This window comes from Luteimonas terricola, assembly GCF_004352845.1.
GTDB classification, from domain to species: domain Bacteria; phylum Pseudomonadota; class Gammaproteobacteria; order Xanthomonadales; family Xanthomonadaceae; genus Luteimonas; species Luteimonas terricola.
In genome coordinates this window covers 564,172-581,600 of record NZ_SJRX01000001.1, presented here as the reverse complement: position 1 = coordinate 581,600, position 17,429 = coordinate 564,172, and the positions used below count along the sequence as shown (strand labels likewise).

10 protein-coding genes are annotated in these 17,429 nt (G+C 66.8%); 7 read left to right on the top strand and 3 right to left on the bottom strand.

What is annotated here, in order from left to right:
• The first annotated feature begins 143 nt into the window (after positions 1-143).
• Positions 144-2,981, top strand: a complete 2,838-nt coding sequence (locus tag E2169_RS02655; RefSeq protein ID WP_132985048.1) for an autotransporter serine protease — start codon at positions 144-146, stop codon at positions 2,979-2,981.
• 75 nt (positions 2,982-3,056) lie between these two features.
• Here E2169_RS02655 and E2169_RS02650 read toward each other — a convergent pair whose 3' ends face one another.
• From E2169_RS02650 to E2169_RS02640, 3 genes are all read right to left on the bottom strand, one after another.
• Positions 3,057-4,214, bottom strand: coding sequence for an isovaleryl-CoA dehydrogenase (locus E2169_RS02650; RefSeq protein WP_132985457.1), 1,158 nt, complete (start codon positions 4,212-4,214; stop codon positions 3,057-3,059).
• A gap of 102 nt (positions 4,215-4,316) precedes the next feature.
• Positions 4,317-5,420: a Glu/Leu/Phe/Val dehydrogenase dimerization domain-containing protein gene (locus E2169_RS02645; protein ID WP_132985047.1), complete on the bottom strand. Its 1,104-nt coding sequence runs from the start codon at positions 5,418-5,420 to the stop codon at positions 4,317-4,319.
• 245 nt (positions 5,421-5,665) lie between these two features.
• Complete coding sequence (locus E2169_RS02640; RefSeq protein ID WP_132985046.1) at positions 5,666-7,258, bottom strand: phospholipase D family protein; 1,593 nt, start codon at positions 7,256-7,258, stop codon at positions 5,666-5,668.
• 183 nt (positions 7,259-7,441) lie between these two features.
• Between E2169_RS02640 and E2169_RS02635 the strand changes: the two genes are divergently transcribed.
• From E2169_RS02635 to E2169_RS02615, 6 genes are all read left to right on the top strand, one after another.
• Entirely contained in the window at positions 7,442-9,532 is a 2,091-nt protein-coding gene (locus E2169_RS02635; protein WP_132985045.1) for a C1 family peptidase, read from the top strand.
• 94 nt (positions 9,533-9,626) lie between these two features.
• The gene (locus tag E2169_RS14205; RefSeq protein WP_165942315.1) at positions 9,627-10,460 is read left to right on the top strand and encodes a hypothetical protein; all 834 of its coding nucleotides are present in this window, start codon (positions 9,627-9,629) and stop codon (positions 10,458-10,460) included.
• Complete coding sequence (locus E2169_RS02630) at positions 10,355-11,224, top strand: mechanosensitive ion channel family protein (RefSeq protein ID WP_165942314.1); 870 nt, start codon at positions 10,355-10,357, stop codon at positions 11,222-11,224. Before E2169_RS14205 ends, E2169_RS02630 begins: the two co-directional genes overlap by 106 nt.
• A 253-nt stretch (positions 11,225-11,477) precedes the next feature.
• Positions 11,478-15,149, top strand: a complete 3,672-nt coding sequence (locus tag E2169_RS02625; RefSeq protein ID WP_132985043.1) for a methylmalonyl-CoA mutase family protein — start codon at positions 11,478-11,480, stop codon at positions 15,147-15,149.
• Positions 15,150-15,194: 45 nt separating this feature from the next.
• Positions 15,195-16,319, top strand: a complete 1,125-nt coding sequence (locus tag E2169_RS02620; RefSeq protein WP_132985042.1) for a ParB N-terminal domain-containing protein — start codon at positions 15,195-15,197, stop codon at positions 16,317-16,319.
• Positions 16,303-17,247, top strand: coding sequence for a hypothetical protein (locus E2169_RS02615; RefSeq protein WP_132985041.1), 945 nt, complete (start codon positions 16,303-16,305; stop codon positions 17,245-17,247). Before E2169_RS02620 ends, E2169_RS02615 begins: the two co-directional genes overlap by 17 nt.
• Positions 17,248-17,429: the final 182 nt, after the last annotated feature.

The following is a 17,429-nucleotide window of genomic DNA, read 5'->3' as shown; positions in this document are numbered from 1 at the left end:
TGGATGTGTCCCGGCATTATCGCACTGCAACATGGCGGCGCCAGCGGACGTTCGTCGGGGGGGTTCTGGGGGCATCCCTACTTGGCTTCGCTCCGTTTTTCGCGTAATCAACCCCCTTGCACCACCAGTCGGGGAGGGCTGGAATGTCGCCGATCACCGCGCGCCACGCGCATCGCAAACCCCTTGCCTTCGCGGCCGCCGCGCTGGCTGCCACCCTTCTCGCGGCATGTGGCGGGGGCGGCGGCGGGGGCAACGTCCGTCCGGACCCGCCGCCGCTGGCGCCACCGCCTCCGCCGCCGGTGGTGAATGCGCCGGATCCGGCCTACAGCGAACATCTGCTCCTCACCGGCGCCGACATCGCCCACGACGCCGGCTTCACCGGCGCCGGAATCCGCATCGGCATCGTGGACAGCGGCGTCAACAGCAGCCACCCGGCCTTCGGCGACCGCGTGGTGTCGAACCTGGTCTACATCAGCGGCTCACGGAACGACCTGTCGGTGGACGACGTGGTCGGCCACGGCACCGCGGTGGCGCAGGCGGCGGCCGGCCAGCCCTTCGGCTCGTGGCCCGGGGGCATCGCGCCCGGCGCGGAGATCGTCTCGGCGCGCATCATCAGCGACGAACCGCCGGAGGACGATGGCTCGGGCGAGGGCAACGAGGTCGACGGCCCGCTGGGGTTCATGCCGATCCACGAGGACCTGATCAGTCGCGGCGTCCGCATCATGAACAACTCCTGGGGCGGCCTGTACTGGACCAACCCCAACGCCACCGATGGCATTGCTTCGGAGTACCGCCCCTTCATCCTGGAGCACGACGGGCTCGTGGTGTTCGCGAGCGGCAACTCCGGCTTCGACGACCCGTCGGACATGGCGGCGCTGCCCAGCCAGCCGGGCGCCAACGGCAGCCGTCCGGCGGCCGACCTCGAGCGCGGCTGGATCACGGTCGGCGCGCTCGACCGCGACGACCCGACGCAGCTGGCCGAATACTCGAACGCCTGCGGCCTCGCCATGGACTACTGCATGGTGGCGCCGGGCTCGGTGGTGGTGACCGGGACCGACGACGCACCCGACGCGCCCGAGTACTGGCGCTGGGCGGGCACCTCGCTGGCCGCGCCGCTGGTGTCGGGTGCAGCGGCGCTGGTGTGGGAAGCCTTTCCCTACTTCGACAACGATGCCGTGCGCCAGACCCTGCTCGGCACCGCGACCGACCTTGGCGCGCCGGGCCTGGACGAGGTTTTCGGCCACGGTGCGCTCGACGCCGGCAAGGCGGTGTCCGGGCCGGCACGGCTGGACTGGGGCGACCTCAGCGTCAGCTTCAACGCCATCACGTCGATCTGGGGCAACGACCTGTCCGGCGAAGGCGGCCTGGTCAAGCGTGGCAGCGGCACCCTGGTGCTTGACGCGGACGCGGGCAACGCCGGCGGCCTGCAGGTGGTGGGCGGCTCACTGGAGGTGAGCGGCGGCGTGAGCGGCGATGTGCTGGTGAACGCGAATGGCCGCTTCGCCTTCGGCACCGGCGTCGACGGCGACGTCGACAATGCCGGCCGGGTGGACGTGCGCGGCACCGAAAGCGGCAGCGAGCTCACCGTCACCACCCTCGGCGGCGACTACCGGCACCGCAACGACGCCACGTTCGCGATCGAGCTTGGCCAGCGGCTGGATGTCTCCGGTCGCGTCGACATCGAAGGTGGCGACGCGCACGTGTCCGGGGTCAAGAGCGGCTACACGACCGAGCGCGTCGAGCAGCTCATCCAGGCCGAGGGCGGCGTCAACGGCAGCTTCGACACGCTCACCTGGGCCGACAGCATCTTCCTGGCCGGCGAACTCAGCTACGGCAGCCAGGAGGTCTGGCTCACCATCGCCCGCCTCGACGTTGCCGCCACCGCGGCGGGCTTCGGCGCTATCCGGCCGGCGGCGCTGGCCTCGGCCGAGCGCGTGGAGCGCGCATTCCAGGTGCTCGACAGGCTGCAGCGCGGGGGCGGCGGCGCGGTGACCGAAGGCTTCATCCGCATCGCCGGCGACCTGCAGCGCATCGATACCCAGTCGCGTGCAAGCCAGGCGCTGTCGAGCCTGTCGGGAGAGCTGCACGCGAATTCGGTGGCGATGACGCTCGACACCATCGACATGGGCCGGCGCGCGCTGTCGGCGCGTTTCGACGCCTTTGATGGCGGCACGCACGGCGCGGGCGTCTGGAAGCGCAGCCTGGGCCGGGGCGGCGAGGGCGGCTTTGCCGGCAACGGCTTCGCACTCGACGGCTGGGTGATCGGCAGCGACAGCGCGCTGGGCAACGGGCGGGTGGCCGGCTTCGCCTTCGGCGAGGCGCGTGCGCACGGCCGCGTCGACGGCCTGGGCGACCGCTCGCACGACCGGCAGACCTCGGGCACGGCCTATGCCGGCTGGGTACAGGGCGATGCCTACCTGCTCGGCCAGGCCGGCACCGGCCGCTTCCAGCGCGACATCGAGCGCCGGCTGTTCGCCGGCGACCGGAGCTCGGGCGTCGCCAGCCGCTACTCGGGCGACTACACGATGGCCAGCGTCGAGGCCGGCTATCGCTTGGATCTTGCCGGCTTCGCGCTGTCGCCCTATCTGGGCGCCGAGCACGTGCGCCTGGGCAGCGACGGCTTCAGTGAAGGCGGCGCCGAAGGCTTCGGCCTGCGCGCCGATGCCTGGGAGGCCGAGCGCAGCCAGGCCATTGCGGGCCTGCGGTTCCAGCGCGACTGGAAGGGCCTGGACCTGCATGGCTACGGCGAATGGCAGCAGACGCTGTCGGCCCGCGGCTTCGACGTGCAGGCGAGCTTCGTCGGCGTCGATGCCTGGGCGCCGATGGCGGGGAACGACGCGCTGCGCTCGGGCGGCGTGTTCGGCGTGGGCGTGCAGGCCGGGGTGGGCCGCAATGCGGTGCTGGGGTTCGGGTATGACCAGCGCTTCGGGCCGCGTGGGGACGAGCGGATGGCTTCGCTGCGGTACGCGGTGGGGTTCTAGGAAGCGTTACGACGAGGTTGCCCCCTTAAGGGGGCGATGGGGGCAGTCCAGCGGGAAGCCCCCATCGTCAGCGCCTCAGCCGCGGCCTTCGAACAACTCCCGGCCGATCAGCATCCGGCGGATCTCGTTGGTGCCGGCGCCAATCGCGTACAGCTTGGCATCCCGCAGGATCCGCCCCGTCGGGTACTCGTTGATATACCCGTTCCCACCCAGCGCCTGGATCCCCTCCAGCGCCACCTGCACCGCCGCCTCGGACGCATGCAGCAGGCAGCTCGCCGGATCGATGCGCGACCTGTGCCCGGCGTCGTAGTCGCGCGCCACCTGGTAGGCGTAGGCGCGTGACGACTGCAGCGCGGTGTACATGTCGGCGATCTTGGCCTGCATGATCCCGAAGGTGCCGATGGCGGCGTCGAACTGCCGGCGCTCGCGCACGTAGGGCAGGGCGGCGTCGAGCGCGGCCTGCATCAGGCCCAGCGGGCCGCCGCTCAGTACCAGGCGCTCGGTGTCGAGGCCGGACATCAGCACCTTGACGCCCTGGTTGACCTCGCCCAGCACGTTCTCGGCAGGGATCTCGCAGTCTTCGAACACCAGCTCGCAGGTGTTGGAACCGCGCATGCCAAGCTTGTCCAGCTTCTGCGCGGTGGAAAAGCCCTTCATGCCGCGCTCGACGATGAAGGCGGTCATGCAGCGGCTGCCGGCGTCCTTGCCCGCGGTGCGCATATAGACCACCAGCACGTCGGCCTCGGGGCCGTTGGTGATCCACATCTTGCTGCCGTTGGCGATCCAGACATCGCCGCGCAGCTCGGCGCGGCAGGCCATCGAGCCGACCACGTCGGAGCCGGCGCCGGACTCGCTCATCGCCAGCGCGCCCTTCCATTCGCCGCTGCACAGCTTCGGCAGGTATTTCGCCCGCTGCGCCTCGCTGCCGTTGGCGTACAGGTTGTTGACGCACAGGTTGGAGTGCGCGCCGTAGCTCAGGCCGATCGAACCCGACGCGCGCGAGATCTCCTCCATCGCCACCAGGTGGGCCAGGTAGCCCATCTCGCTGCCGCCGTATTCGCCGGGCACGGTCAGGCCGAGCAGGCCCATCTCGCCGAGCTTCGGCCACAGCGCCTGCGGGAAAGCGTTGTCGCGGTCCACGGCTTCGGCCAGCGGCGCGATCTCGGCGTCCGCGAAGCGGCGCACGGCATCGCGCAACGCGTCGAGTTCTTCACCCAGCGGGAAGCTGCGCATGTCGGTGTCTCCCATCGTGGCAACCGGCGCGTCCTGCGCCGGCGCGGTGTCCAGAAACAACGACGGGGCGCCAGGCCCCGTCGTCTTCAGCGTGGCGCCAGTTTACGCGCCGCCGCGGATGCGACCCTGGAAGCGCGGCGCGGTGCGGCCCAGCGGCAGCTTGAGCTTGCCCATCACCTCGATGCGCTCCTCGGCCATGCGGTCGGCGGCCTTGTAGGTCGGGATGCTGTCGCGCTTGGCGATCTCGAAGATGCGGCTGACGTTGTGGTAGATCGTGCGCATCTGGCGCATCGCGCGCTCGCGGTTGTAGCCGGTGATCTCCAGTGCCACGTTCATCACGCCGCCGGCGTTCACGGCGTAGTCCGGGGCATACAGGATGCCGCGCTTCTCGACCTCGTCGCCGATGGCGTTGTTGGCCAGCTGGTTGTTGGCGGAGCCGCAGATGATCTTGGCCTTGAGGCGCGGCAGGGTCTCTTCGTTGATGGTGCCGCCCAGCGCGCAGGGCGAGTACACGTCGGCGTCGACGTCGTAGATCTCGTCCAGGCCCACGGCCTCGCAGCCGTATTCGTTCACGGCCTTGTCCACCAGCGCCTGGTTGATGTCGGTGACGAAGATCTTCGCGCCGCGCTCCTTGAGCAGCTTCACGTACTCCATGCCGACATGGCCCAGGCCCTGCACGCTGTAGCTGTAGTTGCCGACTTCTTCGTTGCCGAACTTCGCGTGCAGCGCGGCCATCAGGCCCTGCAGGGTGCCGTAGGCGGTGAACGGCGAAGGATCGCCCGAACCGCCGTGGACCTGGTGCACGCCGGTGACGTACTCGGTCTCCTTGTAGACGTGCTCCATGTCGTTGACGTCGATGCCGACGTCCTCGGCGGTGATGTAGCGGCCGCCCAGCGACTGCACGGCCTTGCCAAAGGCGCGGAACAGGGCCTCGGACTTGTCGGTGGCCGGGTTGCCGATGATCACGGCCTTGCCGCCGCCGATGTCGAGGCCGGCGACCGCGTTCTTGTAGGTCATGCCGCGCGACAGGCGCAGCACGTCGTTGAGCGCGTCGGCCTCGGTCTTGTACGGCCACATGCGGGTGCCGCCCAGCGCCGGACCCAGCACGGTGTTGTGGATCGCGATGATGGCCTTCAGGCCCGCGTCCTTGTTGTGGCAGAACACGACCTGCTCGTGGCCGTAGGTATCGAGATGCTCGAAGATCATTCCGGACTCCGCGGCCGGCACATCGGCACGCGCAGGAGCGCGTGTCTGGCCGGCGATTGATGATTGGTGGCTGGTTTTCTGTTGCTGAAGCGCCCGGCGGCACGAGGCGCGGACGACTGGCGCGGCATTCTACGCCGCCCCCGGTCCGATTGCCCGCGGCGGGGCGCCGGAATCCATGCGGCAGCGCAGCATTGCAGGAGCAGCTATAGCTGCTCCCACAGGGCAGGTCGCAGCTATAGCTGCTCCTACAGCTGGGATTCGAGGGGAAGGTGGCGGAAGACCAGGGCCTGCAGGCGCCGCCAGCGGCTGGCCTCGGGCTCGCTCTGCAGCAGGCGCGGCTCCGGCCCCGCGGCGTCCAGCCAGGCCAGGTCCCCATCGGCGTCCAGGCCCACTTTCCAGCTGATGGCGGGCCCTGCCAGGTGCAGGTATTCCGCGCGCAGGTCGGCCGCCAGGCCGGGGTCGTCGAAGAACACGCCCATCTCGGTGTTGAGCCAGGCCGAGCGCGGGTCGAGGTTGTAGGACCCGATGAAGCCGCGGGTCTCGTCCACCAGGAAGGCCTTGGTGTGCAGGCTGGCGCCGCTGCTGCTGCCCATCGGGCCGCTGCGCGGGCGATCCGCGGCGGTGTCGGTCCCGCCATCGCCGGCGGCCTCGGGGCGCAGCTCGTACAGGTGCACGCCGCCGGCCAGCAGCCGCTTGCGGTACTTCGCATAGCCGCCGTGCACGGCCACCACGTCGTTGGCGGCCAGAGAATTGGTGATCACGCCCACGTGCGCGCCGTCCGCGGCCAGGCCGGTGAGCACGGCGGAGGTGTCCTCGCCCGGCACGAAGTACGGCGATACCAGCAGCGCCGCGCGCTGCGCACTGCGGAGGCTGGCGTCCACGTGCTCCACCAGCCAGCCCGAGCTGTCATCACCGGGACGCTTCACCGGCGGGTCGGAGATGACGCGGATGCGCCCGCTCCAGTGCGGCGCCAGCGCATCGTCAAGATAGGCGCGCACGGTGGGGGAACTCTCCACCCGCTGCAGGTAGCGCTGCGCCGCCGGCGTGCGGGCCTCGTCGCCGATGGCCTCGAGCACGGCGCGGATGTCGTCCATGCCCAGGCCGCCGAGGTCGGACAGCGGGACCACCGCTTCGGAATTCCAGAACGCATCGAAGATCGCGCTCGCCTGCGCCACCTCCGGCCCGAACAGCAGCAGGTCGAGGTCGTGGAAGTTGCTGCTTTTCGAGGCGCTGAAGTACTCCAGCCCGACGTTGCGCCCGCCCACGATCGCCACCCGGCCGTCGGCGATCCAGGCCTTGTTGTGCATGCGGTGGTTGAGGCTGAAGCCGCGCTGCAGCATCTCCAGCAGCCGCGCGATGCCGCTGCGGTTGCGGAAGGGGTTGTACAGGCGCACCTCGATGTTGGGGTGGCCGTCGAGCACCAGCAGCGCCGTGTCCTTGCCGCCGGAGTTGATGTCGTCGAGCAGCAGGCGCACGCGCACCCCGCGCTCGGCGGCGGTCCAGGCCTCGCGCGCCAGCAGGCGGCCGGTGAGGTCGTCGTGCCAGATGTAGTACTGCAGGTCCAGGCTGCGCCCCGCCTGCCGCGCCGACATCGCGCGCGCGGCGAAGGCGTCGATGCCGTCGATCAGCGTCAGCGCGCCGGTCTTGCCCGGATTGCGCGCCAGCAGCGGCGCCAGCTCGCGGTCGAGCGCGGTGTGGTCGGCGGCCAGCGGCAGCGCGTACGACGGCGCGCCGGTGCTGGGCGGCGTCAGGTGATCGGCCAGCAGCAGGCCGCTGGCGACCAGCACCAGCACCGAGAACGCACCCCACAGCATGATGCGCCGCGCCCTGCCGACCATCCGATCCCCTCGCTTGAATGACGTGGCGGCACTGTAGTGGCTGCGCCCGTGCGGCGGTAGCCTCCGGCTTTGCAGCCTGCGTCGCTGTTCCCGCGCCCGGACTGCGCGATGCTCGCGACTCCCCCTGTCCCGCCCCGCACCGCCACGGCGTTCCTTCCTCCAATACACAAGGAGAAACCCGGCATGGCCGCTACCCGCCCCGCACCGCCCCCCGCGATCGCCGGCTTCAAGGTCGGCGTCCGCCGCCTGTTCGACGCCCGCCCCGACACCGCCGACTTCCGCGACCGCATGTTCGAACCGACCCTGGTCGACGTGCCCACCGAATCCCCGCTGGAGCACTTCCTCGCCCAGCGCGTGCCCGTGCTCGACCAGGGCAGCGACGGCGCCTGCACCGCCTTCGCCCTGGCCACCGTCGCCCACGCCCTGCTGCGCCGGCGCCGCCCCGAGCCCGACACCGGCCGGGTCAGCACGCGCATGTTCTACGACATGGCCCGCCGCTATGACGAGTGGGAGGGCGAGGGCTATGCCGGCTCCAGCTGCCGCGGCGCGATGAAGGCCTGGCACCGCCACGGCGTCTGCGCCGAGGAGCTGTGGCCGTACACGCCCGGCATGCAGCTCGAGCCCTACACCGACGCACGCGCCCGCGACGCCCTGCGCAATCCGCTGGGCGCCTACGCCCGCGTGAACCACAAGGACCTGGTGGCGATGCACGCCGCTTTCGCCGAGACCGGCGTGCTCTACGCCTCGGCCGGCGTGCACGAGGGCTGGCACGCACCGCCGCCCAGCGGACGCATTCCCTGGACGCGGCAGCCGGTGATCGGCTGGCACGCCTTCGCCGTCGTCGGCTACGACCGCGGCGGCTTCTGGATCCAGAACTCCTGGGGCGAAGGCTGGGGGCAGGGCGGCTACGGCTGGATGAGCTACGACGAATGGCTCGAACGCGGCACCGACGTCTGGGTGGCGCGCCTGGCAGTGCCGGTGGAACTGGCCAACGCCGAATCCGCCGCGACCAGCAACTCGCCGCTGGGCCGGCAGTCGGTGGGCTATTCGCAGGCCGACCTGCGCCCGCACGTCATCAGCCTGGGCAACAACGGCGCCCTGCGCTGCGAGGGCCGCTTCGCCTGCACGAAGGACGACGTGCGCAACATCGTCCGCCGCGACATGCGCGCGATCACCGCCGGCTGGAAGAAGAAGCGCATCCTGCTGTACGCCCACGGCGGCCTGGTGTCGGAGGACGCCGCCATCCAGCGCGTGGCCGACTACCGCGAGGCCATGCTCGGCCACGGGATCTACCCGCTGTGCTTCGTCTGGAAGACCGACTTCTGGACCACGCTCGGCAACATCCTGAAGGACGCCGCGCGGCCGCGCAGCGAGGGCCTGGTGGAACGCGCCAAGGACCTGCTGCTCGACCGCATCGACGACACCATCGAACCGCTGGCCCGCGCCATCGGCGGCCGGGCGATGTGGAACGAGATGAAGGAGAACGCCACGTTGGCCACCACCGCGGTGTCGGCGGCAGTCGGCGGCGGCTTCGTGGAGAACGGCGGCGCGGCCCAGGTCGCGCGGCTGGTGGACGAATGGCGGCGCGAGGATCCCGACGTCGAGATCCACCTGGCCGGGCACAGCGCCGGTTCGATCCTGATGGCGCCGCTGCTGCAGTTGCTCACCCATCCCGGCCAGATCATCGGCGGCCCCGCGCACGCGATGCTGGGCATGGGCGGCAAGGTGTCCAGCCTGACCTTCTGGGCGCCGGCGATCGACATGGACAGCTTCATCCAGGCCTGCATGCCGGCGATCGAGTCGCGCGCGGTGGAGCGCGCGGCGCTGTTCACGCTGACCGACGCCGCCGAGCAGGACGACCACTGCGCCCGCGTCTACAACAAGTCGCTGCTGTACCTGGTGGCGCGCGCCTTCGAGCAGCAGCCGCGCAACTGGATCGACCGCCGCCTGCGACAGGGCACGCCGCTGGCGGGGATGGCGCGCTTCATCGAGGCGAAGGACGTCGCCGACCAGGCCTTCGGCTACGAGCGGGTGCAGAAGGCGCTGAAGTCCGGGCGCCTGGACTGGGTGCAGGCGCCGAACGACCGGCCCGCCGGTGATGCCACGGCCTCGCGCGCCTCGACCCACGGCGGGTTCGACGACGATCCCGAAACGGTGCAGGCGCTGGTGGCCCGGATCCTTGGCCGCAAGATGGTGCCGGCGGAGGTGGGGCTGCATCGCTCCGAATCGGGACTGCGCGAGCAGCGTGAGAGCTTCCGCGCCGCCATCGCCTGAAGGGACCGGATCCGCCGCGATGCCTGCAGCGGATCCACAGTATCCTGAACCGGTCCGGGCAGCGCTCGAGGGGCTTGTGAAAGGATTCTTCCTCATGGCGGGGGGTGCCCTGCTGGGGCTCGCCCTGCTGCTGGGCTGCGGTCAGCCGGCCTTGGCCCAGTCCGCCCCGTCCGACCACGCCGGCCCACGCCAGCCGGTGGATGTCGCCCCGGTCATCGTCGATGGAAACCACCTGTTCCCGGTGCGCGGGAGTCCGTCGTATCCGGCGCAGGAGCGGGCTGCCCTCGTGCGCGGGAACATCATCGCCGCGGCCAGGGACGGGACCATCGCGGTCACCGACATGCACACGGTCGAGGCGGCCGGCCAGACGCAGGTGTTCGCCGGCAGGATGCTGATGCTGGGCGTGGTCGATCTCGACGGTGAATTCGAGGGGATCGACAGGAAGGTCCTGGCGGCCACGTTCACCAGGAAAATCGCCCGGGCCATCGCCGAGTACCGCAGCGACCGCAGCCGCCCGGTACTGATCCGGAACGCCGCGTTTGCGCTGGCCGCCACAGCGGTCTTGGCGCTTGTGCTCTGGGCCATCGGCCGCCTGTCCCGCTGGGCGACGGGCCTGGCGCAGCGCAGGGTCCGGAAAAAGATCCAGACCCTGGAGGACAAGGCGCACCGGCTGATCCGTGCCGAACAGGTCTGGACCGTGTTTGCCGGCCTGCTGCGGGCCGTCCGTCTGCTGCTCGTCGTGCTGCTGGTCTATTTCTATCTGAACGCGGTGCTGGGGCTGTTTCCCTGGACGCGTCCTGCGTCCCTGTGCTGTTCGACCTGGTGCTCGACCCGCTGCAAAGCCTGTGGCGGGGCTTTTTGTCCTCGATTCCGGACCTGGTGTTCCTGGCGGTCCTGTTCATGGTGGTGCGTTACATCATCAGGCTGACCCGCCTGTTCTTCAAAGGCGTGGAACTGGGGCGCATCCGCCTCGAGAACTTCGATCGGGACTGGGCCGCGCCCACCTTCAAGATCCTGCGCTTCCTGATCCTTGCCTTGGCGGTGGTCGTCGCCTATCCCTACATACCCGGTTCGGATTCCATGGCGTTCAAGGGCGTATCGCTGTTCCTGGGCGTGATCTTCTCCCTCGGATCCTCTTCTTTCATCGCCAACATGGTCGCCGGCCTGTCCATGACCTACCGCGGAGCGTTCAAGCAGGGCGAACTGGTCAAGATCGGCGAGGTCGTGGGCACGGTCGATGACATCAAGCTGATGACCACGCGGATCCGCACGGCCAAGAACGAAATCGCCGTCATTCCGAATTCCAGCATCCTCAATACCAACGTCGTCAATTACTCGACGCTGGCGGCCTCGCAGGGCCTGGTGCTGCACACGGTGGTCGGCATCGGATACGACGTTCCGTGGCGGGATGTTGAAGCCATGCTGCTGCTGGCCGTGGCACGCACCGAAGGCCTCAAGGCCGAGCCGAAACCGTTCGTGCTCCAGGTTTCGTTCGGTGATTTCTCGGCCAACTACGAGGTCAATGCCTACTGCGATGACGCCCTGCGCATGCTGTCCCTGTACTCCGCCCTGCATGCGAGCATCCAGGATGTGTTCAACGAGCACGGCGTGCAGATCATGTCGCCCGTCTACACGCAGCTGCTGCCGGCGCCTGCGGCGGACCAGCCGGCGCCTGTGGTTCGTCCGGCATGAGCGTCACCGTGGCGGGGATTTTTTCGCGGAGGCGGGGGCGGAGGGTATGCGGGTGCTCCGCCGGCGTCGCGGTGAAGCCGCTCCCAATGCCGGCTACGCACCCGCACACCCTCCGCTGCCACCGCTGAGGTGGGGTGAAGGGAAAGCGTCGCGCCGTTGCTTTTCCCGGCGGCCCGCGCGCCGCCCCCCCAAGAGGCCGCAAACACCCGGGTTACAATCGACCAGATTCCGTTTTCGCCCCTGGAACTGCCCGATGAGCGTCCCCGCCAGCCACCCGATCGACACCGCCCGTGCCGAAGCCACCCCCCTGCGTTTCGTCACCGCCGCCAGCCTGTTCGACGGCCACGACGCCGCCATCAACATCATGCGGCGGCTGATCCAGTCGCAGGGCGCGGAGGTGATCCACCTCGGCCACAACCGCTCGGTGGAGGACGTGGTGCGCGCCGCGCTGCAGGAGGACGCCGACGCCATCGCGCTGTCCAGCTACCAGGGCGGGCACGTCGAGTACATGAAGTACATGGTCGACATGCTCCGCGAGCACAACGCCGGGCATATCCGCGTGGTCGCCGGCGGCGGCGGCACCATCACGCCCGAGGAGATCCGCGAGCTGCAGGACTACGGCGTCGAGCGCATCTACCACCCCAACGACGGCATGAAGCTGGGCCTGGTGGAGATGATCGAGGACGTGGTCGCCCGCGTCACCGCCGCCCGCGAGCAGCGCGGCCAGGCGCACCTGCCGCCGGTAAGCGACGTTGTCGCCCGCATCGGTCCGTCGCGGGTGGATCCGGACCAGGTCGCCATCGGCCACGCGCTGTCGGCGATCGAGGCCGGCACCTACAGCGAGTCCGAATTGACCGCCCTGCGCAAGCAGTGGGACGTCGGCACGCACGCCCCGGTGATCGGCATCACCGGCACCGGCGGCGCCGGCAAGTCGTCGGTGACGGATGAACTGCTGAACCGGTTCCTGGCCAGCTTCCCCGAGCTGCGCATCGCCGTGGTCTCAGTGGATCCCACCCGCCGCCGCACCGGCGGCGCGCTGCTCGGCGACCGCATCCGCATGAATTCGCTGCGCAGCCACCGCGTGTACATGCGCTCCATGGCCACGCGCCGGCAGAACGTGGCCACCAACGTGGTGCTGAAGGACTGCATCGCCTACCTGCGCGGCCTGGGCTTTGGCCTGGTGATCGTGGAGACCGCCGGCATCGGCCAGTCGGACTCGGAGATCGTCGACATGGTCGACTTCCCGATGTACGTCATGACCAGCGACTACGGCGCCGCCAGCCAGCTCGAGAAGATCGACATGATCGACTTTGCCGAGCTGATCGTGCTCAACAAGTACGACAAGCGTGGCGCCGAAGACGCCCTGCGCGACATCCGCAAGCAGTGGAAGCGCAACCGCGTCGCGTTCAAGGCCGCCGACGAGGACGTCCCGGTCTATCCCACCATCGCCAGCCAGTTCAACGACCCCGGCATCAGCTGGATGTTCGCCAACCTGTGCCGCCTGTTGCGCGAGAAGCTGTCACTGCCGGCCGAGCGCTGGACCCCGAACGTCGACACCACGCTGAAAGAGCCGCGCGCCACCGTGCTGATCCCCGGCGCCCGCGTCCGCTACCTGGCCGAGATCGCCGAGCAGGGCAGGGCCCTCAACGCCAGCATCGAAAAGCAGGCCGAAGCCGCCGACCGCGCCCAATCTTTCTGGCAGTCCCTGCACGAACTCGGCGACGACAAGCTCCCCAAAGCCCTTGATCTCTACAACAGCGAAGACCTCCTCGGGCCCGGTCCTGCCACCTCTGTGGGAGCTGCCGCGGTTCCTCCTGTGGGAGCGGCTACAGCCGCGATCCCTGACGGAGCGCAGAACCCCATCGCGGCTATAGCCGCTCCCACAAAAGCCGTTCCCACCCAGATCGACCGCACACTCCTCACGCTGCGCCAGCGCTACAACGACGCCCTCCAGTCGCTCACCCCGGATTCGCTCAACCTGCTGCGCGCCTGGCCGCAGCGCCTGAAGTCGATCACCGACGACGTCACCGAATACGAAGTGCGCGGCAAGGCGATCCGCGTCGAGAACTACCGCGAATCCCTGAGCCACCAGAAGATCCCCAAGATCGCCGCCCCCACCTACAAGTCCTGGGGCGAGCTGCTCACCTTCCTCGGCAAGGAAAACCTGCCCGGCTCCTATCCGTACACCGGCGGCGTCTACCCCTACCGACGCACCGGCGAGGACCCGATCCGCATGTTCGCCGGCGAAGGCACGCCCGAGCGCACCAACCGCCGCTTCCATTACCTCTCCGTCGGCCAGCCCGCCGCGCGCCTGTCCACCGCCTTCGACAGCGTCACACTGTACGGCGAAGACCCCGCGCCGCGCCCGGACATCTACGGCAAGATCGGCAACTCCGGCGTCAACGTGCCCACGCTCGACGACATGAAGAAGCTGTACTCCGGCTTCAACCTGTGCGCGCCCACCACCAGCGTGTCGATGACCATCAACGGCCCAGCGCCGATGATCCTGGCGATGTTCATGAACTGCGCCGTCGACCAGCAGGTGGAGAAGTACCTCAAGGCCGACCCCGCCCGCTGGGCCGCCGCCGAACAGAAGCTCGCCCAGGTATTCGAAGGCAAGCAGCGCCCGCGCTACCACGGCGACCTGCCGCCAACCAACGACGGCCTGGGCCTGGGCCTGCTGGGCGTGACCGGCAACGAGATGGTGGATGCCGAGACCTACGCGCGCATCAAGGCCGAGACGCTCAAGACCGTGCGCGGCACCGTGCAGGCCGACATCCTGAAAGAGGACCAGGCGCAGAACACCTGCATCTTCAGCACCGAGTTCGCCCTGCGCATGATGGGCGACATCCAGCAGTACTTCGTCGACAACGGCGTGCGCAATTTCTACTCGGTGTCTATCTCTGGGTACCACATCGCCGAAGCCGGCGCGAACCCGATCAGCCAGCTCGCCTTCACCCTCAGCAACGGCTTCACCATCGTCGAGTACTACCTGGCGCGCGGCATGAAGATCGACGACTTTGCGCCCAACCTGTCGTTCTTCTTCTCCAACGGCATGGACCCCGAGTACACCGTGATCGGCCGCGTGGCCCGCCGCATCTGGGCGCGCGCCATGCGCGAGCGCTACGGCGCCAACGACCGCAGCCAGATGATGAAGTACCACATCCAGACCAGCGGCCGATCCCTGCACGCGCAGGAGATCCAGTTCAACGACATCCGCACCACGCTACAGGCGCTGTATGCCCTGTTCGACAACGCCAACAGCCTGCACACCAACGCCTACGACGAAGCCATCACCACGCCGACCGAAGAGAGCGTGCGCCGCGCCGTGGCCATCCAGATGATCATCAACAAGGAACTGGGGCTCAACTTCATCGAGAACCCCTGGCAGGGCAGCTTTGCCGTCGACTACCTGACCGGCATGGTGGAAGAGGCCGTGTACAAGGAGTTCGAAGCCATCAGCGAGCGCGGCGGCGTGCTGGGCGCCATGGACACCATGTACCAGCGCGGAAAGATCCAGGAAGAGAGCCTGTACTACGAACACAAGAAGCACGACGGCAGCCTGCCGCTGGTGGGCGTGAACACCTTCCTGCCAAAGGAGCACGCGGGCGAGGTGACCACCGAGATCGAGCTGATCCGCTCAACGGAAGAAGAGAAGGGGCAGCAGATCGCCAACGTGGAGCTGTGGCAGCAGGGGCGCAACGCCCTGGCGCCGGCCGGCGAAACGTCACACGCGCATCAGGCGGCGGCGGATGAAGAGCCGGAGATGGTGCACGACGGCCGTGGCCTCGCGTACCTTCAGAACACGGCGCGGGAGAGGCGCAATGTGTTCGAGGCGCTGATGGAGGCGGTGAAGACGCATAGCCTGGGGCAGATCAGCCATGCGCTTTACGATGTGGGTGGGGAGTATCGGCGGAATATGTAATTGTAATCCTAGGTTAGATTGGTCTCTAAACAGGTCGAGTTGAATATGCCCACACCCCCGCCGATTGAGTACGCCCCCGCTGACGAACTCTTTTTGGACCCCGCGAATCCCCGCCTGGGCCGTCGAGTTGCTAGCGAGAACTTGAGTCAAGCTGCCATTCTCGAGGTGATGAAGGACTGGACGCCCGAGGAACTCGCAACGTCCTTTCTGGAAAGTGGCTTCTGGCCGCAAGAAGCTCTTATCGTAGTAGAGGAGGAGCGATACGGTGCTAACAAGCTTGTAGTCATTGAAGGCAATCGTCGCCTCGCTGCGATCAAGCTGTTACAACTCGCTAAGGACGGGCAACCCATCTCGCCAAAGTGGCGAGAAATTGCTGCGTCAGGGGATTTGCAAGCCGAGTTTTTCGATTCTATCCCGTACATTAAGGTGGAAAACCGCGCCAAGGTTTCGGCTTATCTTGGGTATCGGCACGTAACCGGGATAAAGGAGTGGAAGCCAGCCGAGAAGGCTGAGTACATCGCAAAACTGATCGAAGACGAAGGGCTCGGTTACGACGAGGTTCGTAGGAAGATCGGAAGCAAAATGCCAGTTGTGCGACAGCACTACATTGCATTTCGTCTCCTGACCCAAATGGATGCTCACGACTCTATTGACGTCGATGCGGTCGAACAGAAGTTTAGCGTAATGTACCTTTCCTTGCGCACCGCGGGAGTGCGGTCCTATCTCGAAATTGATATGGATGCGTCGCCAGATCGAGCGAGGCGGCCCGTTCCAGAGGCGGCCCTTCCAAAGTTGGAAAACTATGCTAAGTGGCTCTTTGGAAACGCGGACACTGATCCGCTCTTTACTGATTCGCGGTACGTCGATGATTTTGGAAAAGTGCTTCAAAGTGCTGAGGCAATTGAGTATCTAGAGCGGACCGAAACTCCGCGTTTCGAAGTGGCGCTTCGCAAATCCGGGGCGGCTGAGTCGCAAATCGTGGATTACGTGATGCGCGCTTCTGATAACATTCAGCAGGCTCTCGCAGAGGCTCATGTGTTCCGGCGGTCGGATGAGTTGAATAAGGCTGTGTCCCGTCTCGGGGCTGACGCTATGCAGCTAATTAGTATCTTTCCTGCCATTAAGAAGCAGATTCTGGCGGAGTGGGGCGAAGATGCTAGCGCTTCCTGAAAAAGGGATGGCGTTCTCAAAGAACGTCCACAACGTAAATCTGAATCATCTTTGTGACTGGATTGAGGCTTCACTACTTTTCCAGGACGACTCTCTGTCCACAACCGATGTGATCGATCTCCTTATCGAGCATCAGGTGTACGAGGATCAAGACTTTGCTTCTGAACGCGTAGCCACTGCTTGGGGCGTGGTCAAGCGTAGATACAGAAACTTGGGCTTTCCCCTTGGTTTGAGAGTAACTGGCAGTCGTCTTAGCAAGGAGGGCAATTGGCGGGAATTTCCTGCATATGCCTTCTGTATGCTATTAACTTGCATCACATATCTTTACCCAGAAAGATTAAAGCCCTATAGAAATATCAACGCCCAAGGCGCGCTATTTGAGCACCTGGCCGTAGAGTCCATGCGCGCAATGCTCTCCGGGTGGAGCGTTCGCTCCGTGGGTTGGTCTCCAACTAATCCTGTGAAATTAAAGGATAGTATTGACGGCATTATAAGCGATCTACGTGAAGTCGCTAGCAGCGAGATTGATTTGTTTGTCGATTCTTACGCGAATGAGATAGGGCTAGATGTTCTCGCGTATCGGCCGTATGGAGACGCGCAGGCTGCGCTACCGGTCTTAATGGTTCAGTGTGCTTCGGGTGCGGATTGGATTAATAAGCGACACACGCCAGATCTGCTCAAGTGGACCAAGATAATTAGCTTTAGTTCCAAGCCTATGAAGGGATTTGCCATGCCCTACGCGTTTGCGGAGCAGCGGGATTTTCGGCGGGAGTCGGTGCCTGTCGGCGGGGTGTTCCTTGACAGGTATCGGCTCCTTTCGCCGTGTGATCACGAGAGCGCTTGGATCTCCGACGGTCTTGCGACGGACCTCGTGGCGTTCATATCGCCGCGTGTTGATGAATTGCCGGTTGCAGAAGAACTAGCTTAAGGCGACTGAATTTTGGTTTGTTGTCTGTTGGCGGGGTTTGGCAGGCCTCGTCTCGCTGGGCTGGTGAGTGCGTGTTCCTCTGAATTGCAGAGGATCTGCGGGATGCCTATGAATGAAGTTTCGATTTTAGACCCGGGTAAGGTATAAGCGAATTTCTGCCTGACCCTCAGCGAACCCGGGTT

Coding starts and splice junctions, on each gene's coding strand:
- E2169_RS02655 (WP_132985048.1), top strand. CDS start 144: ATGTCGCCGATCACCGCGCGCCACGCGCATCGCAAACCCCTTGCCTTC.
- E2169_RS02650 (WP_132985457.1), bottom strand. CDS start 4,214: ATGCGCAGCTTCCCGCTGGGTGAAGAACTCGACGCGTTGCGCGATGCC.
- E2169_RS02645 (WP_132985047.1), bottom strand. CDS start 5,420: ATGATCTTCGAGCATCTCGATACCTACGGCCACGAGCAGGTCGTGTTC.
- E2169_RS02640 (WP_132985046.1), bottom strand. CDS start 7,258: ATGGTCGGCAGGGCGCGGCGCATCATGCTGTGGGGTGCGTTCTCGGTG.
- E2169_RS02635 (WP_132985045.1), top strand. CDS start 7,442: ATGGCCGCTACCCGCCCCGCACCGCCCCCCGCGATCGCCGGCTTCAAG.
- E2169_RS14205 (WP_165942315.1), top strand. CDS start 9,627: ATGGCGGGGGGTGCCCTGCTGGGGCTCGCCCTGCTGCTGGGCTGCGGT.
- E2169_RS02625 (WP_132985043.1), top strand. CDS start 11,478: ATGAGCGTCCCCGCCAGCCACCCGATCGACACCGCCCGTGCCGAAGCC.
- E2169_RS02620 (WP_132985042.1), top strand. CDS start 15,195: ATGCCCACACCCCCGCCGATTGAGTACGCCCCCGCTGACGAACTCTTT.
- E2169_RS02615 (WP_132985041.1), top strand. CDS start 16,303: ATGCTAGCGCTTCCTGAAAAAGGGATGGCGTTCTCAAAGAACGTCCAC.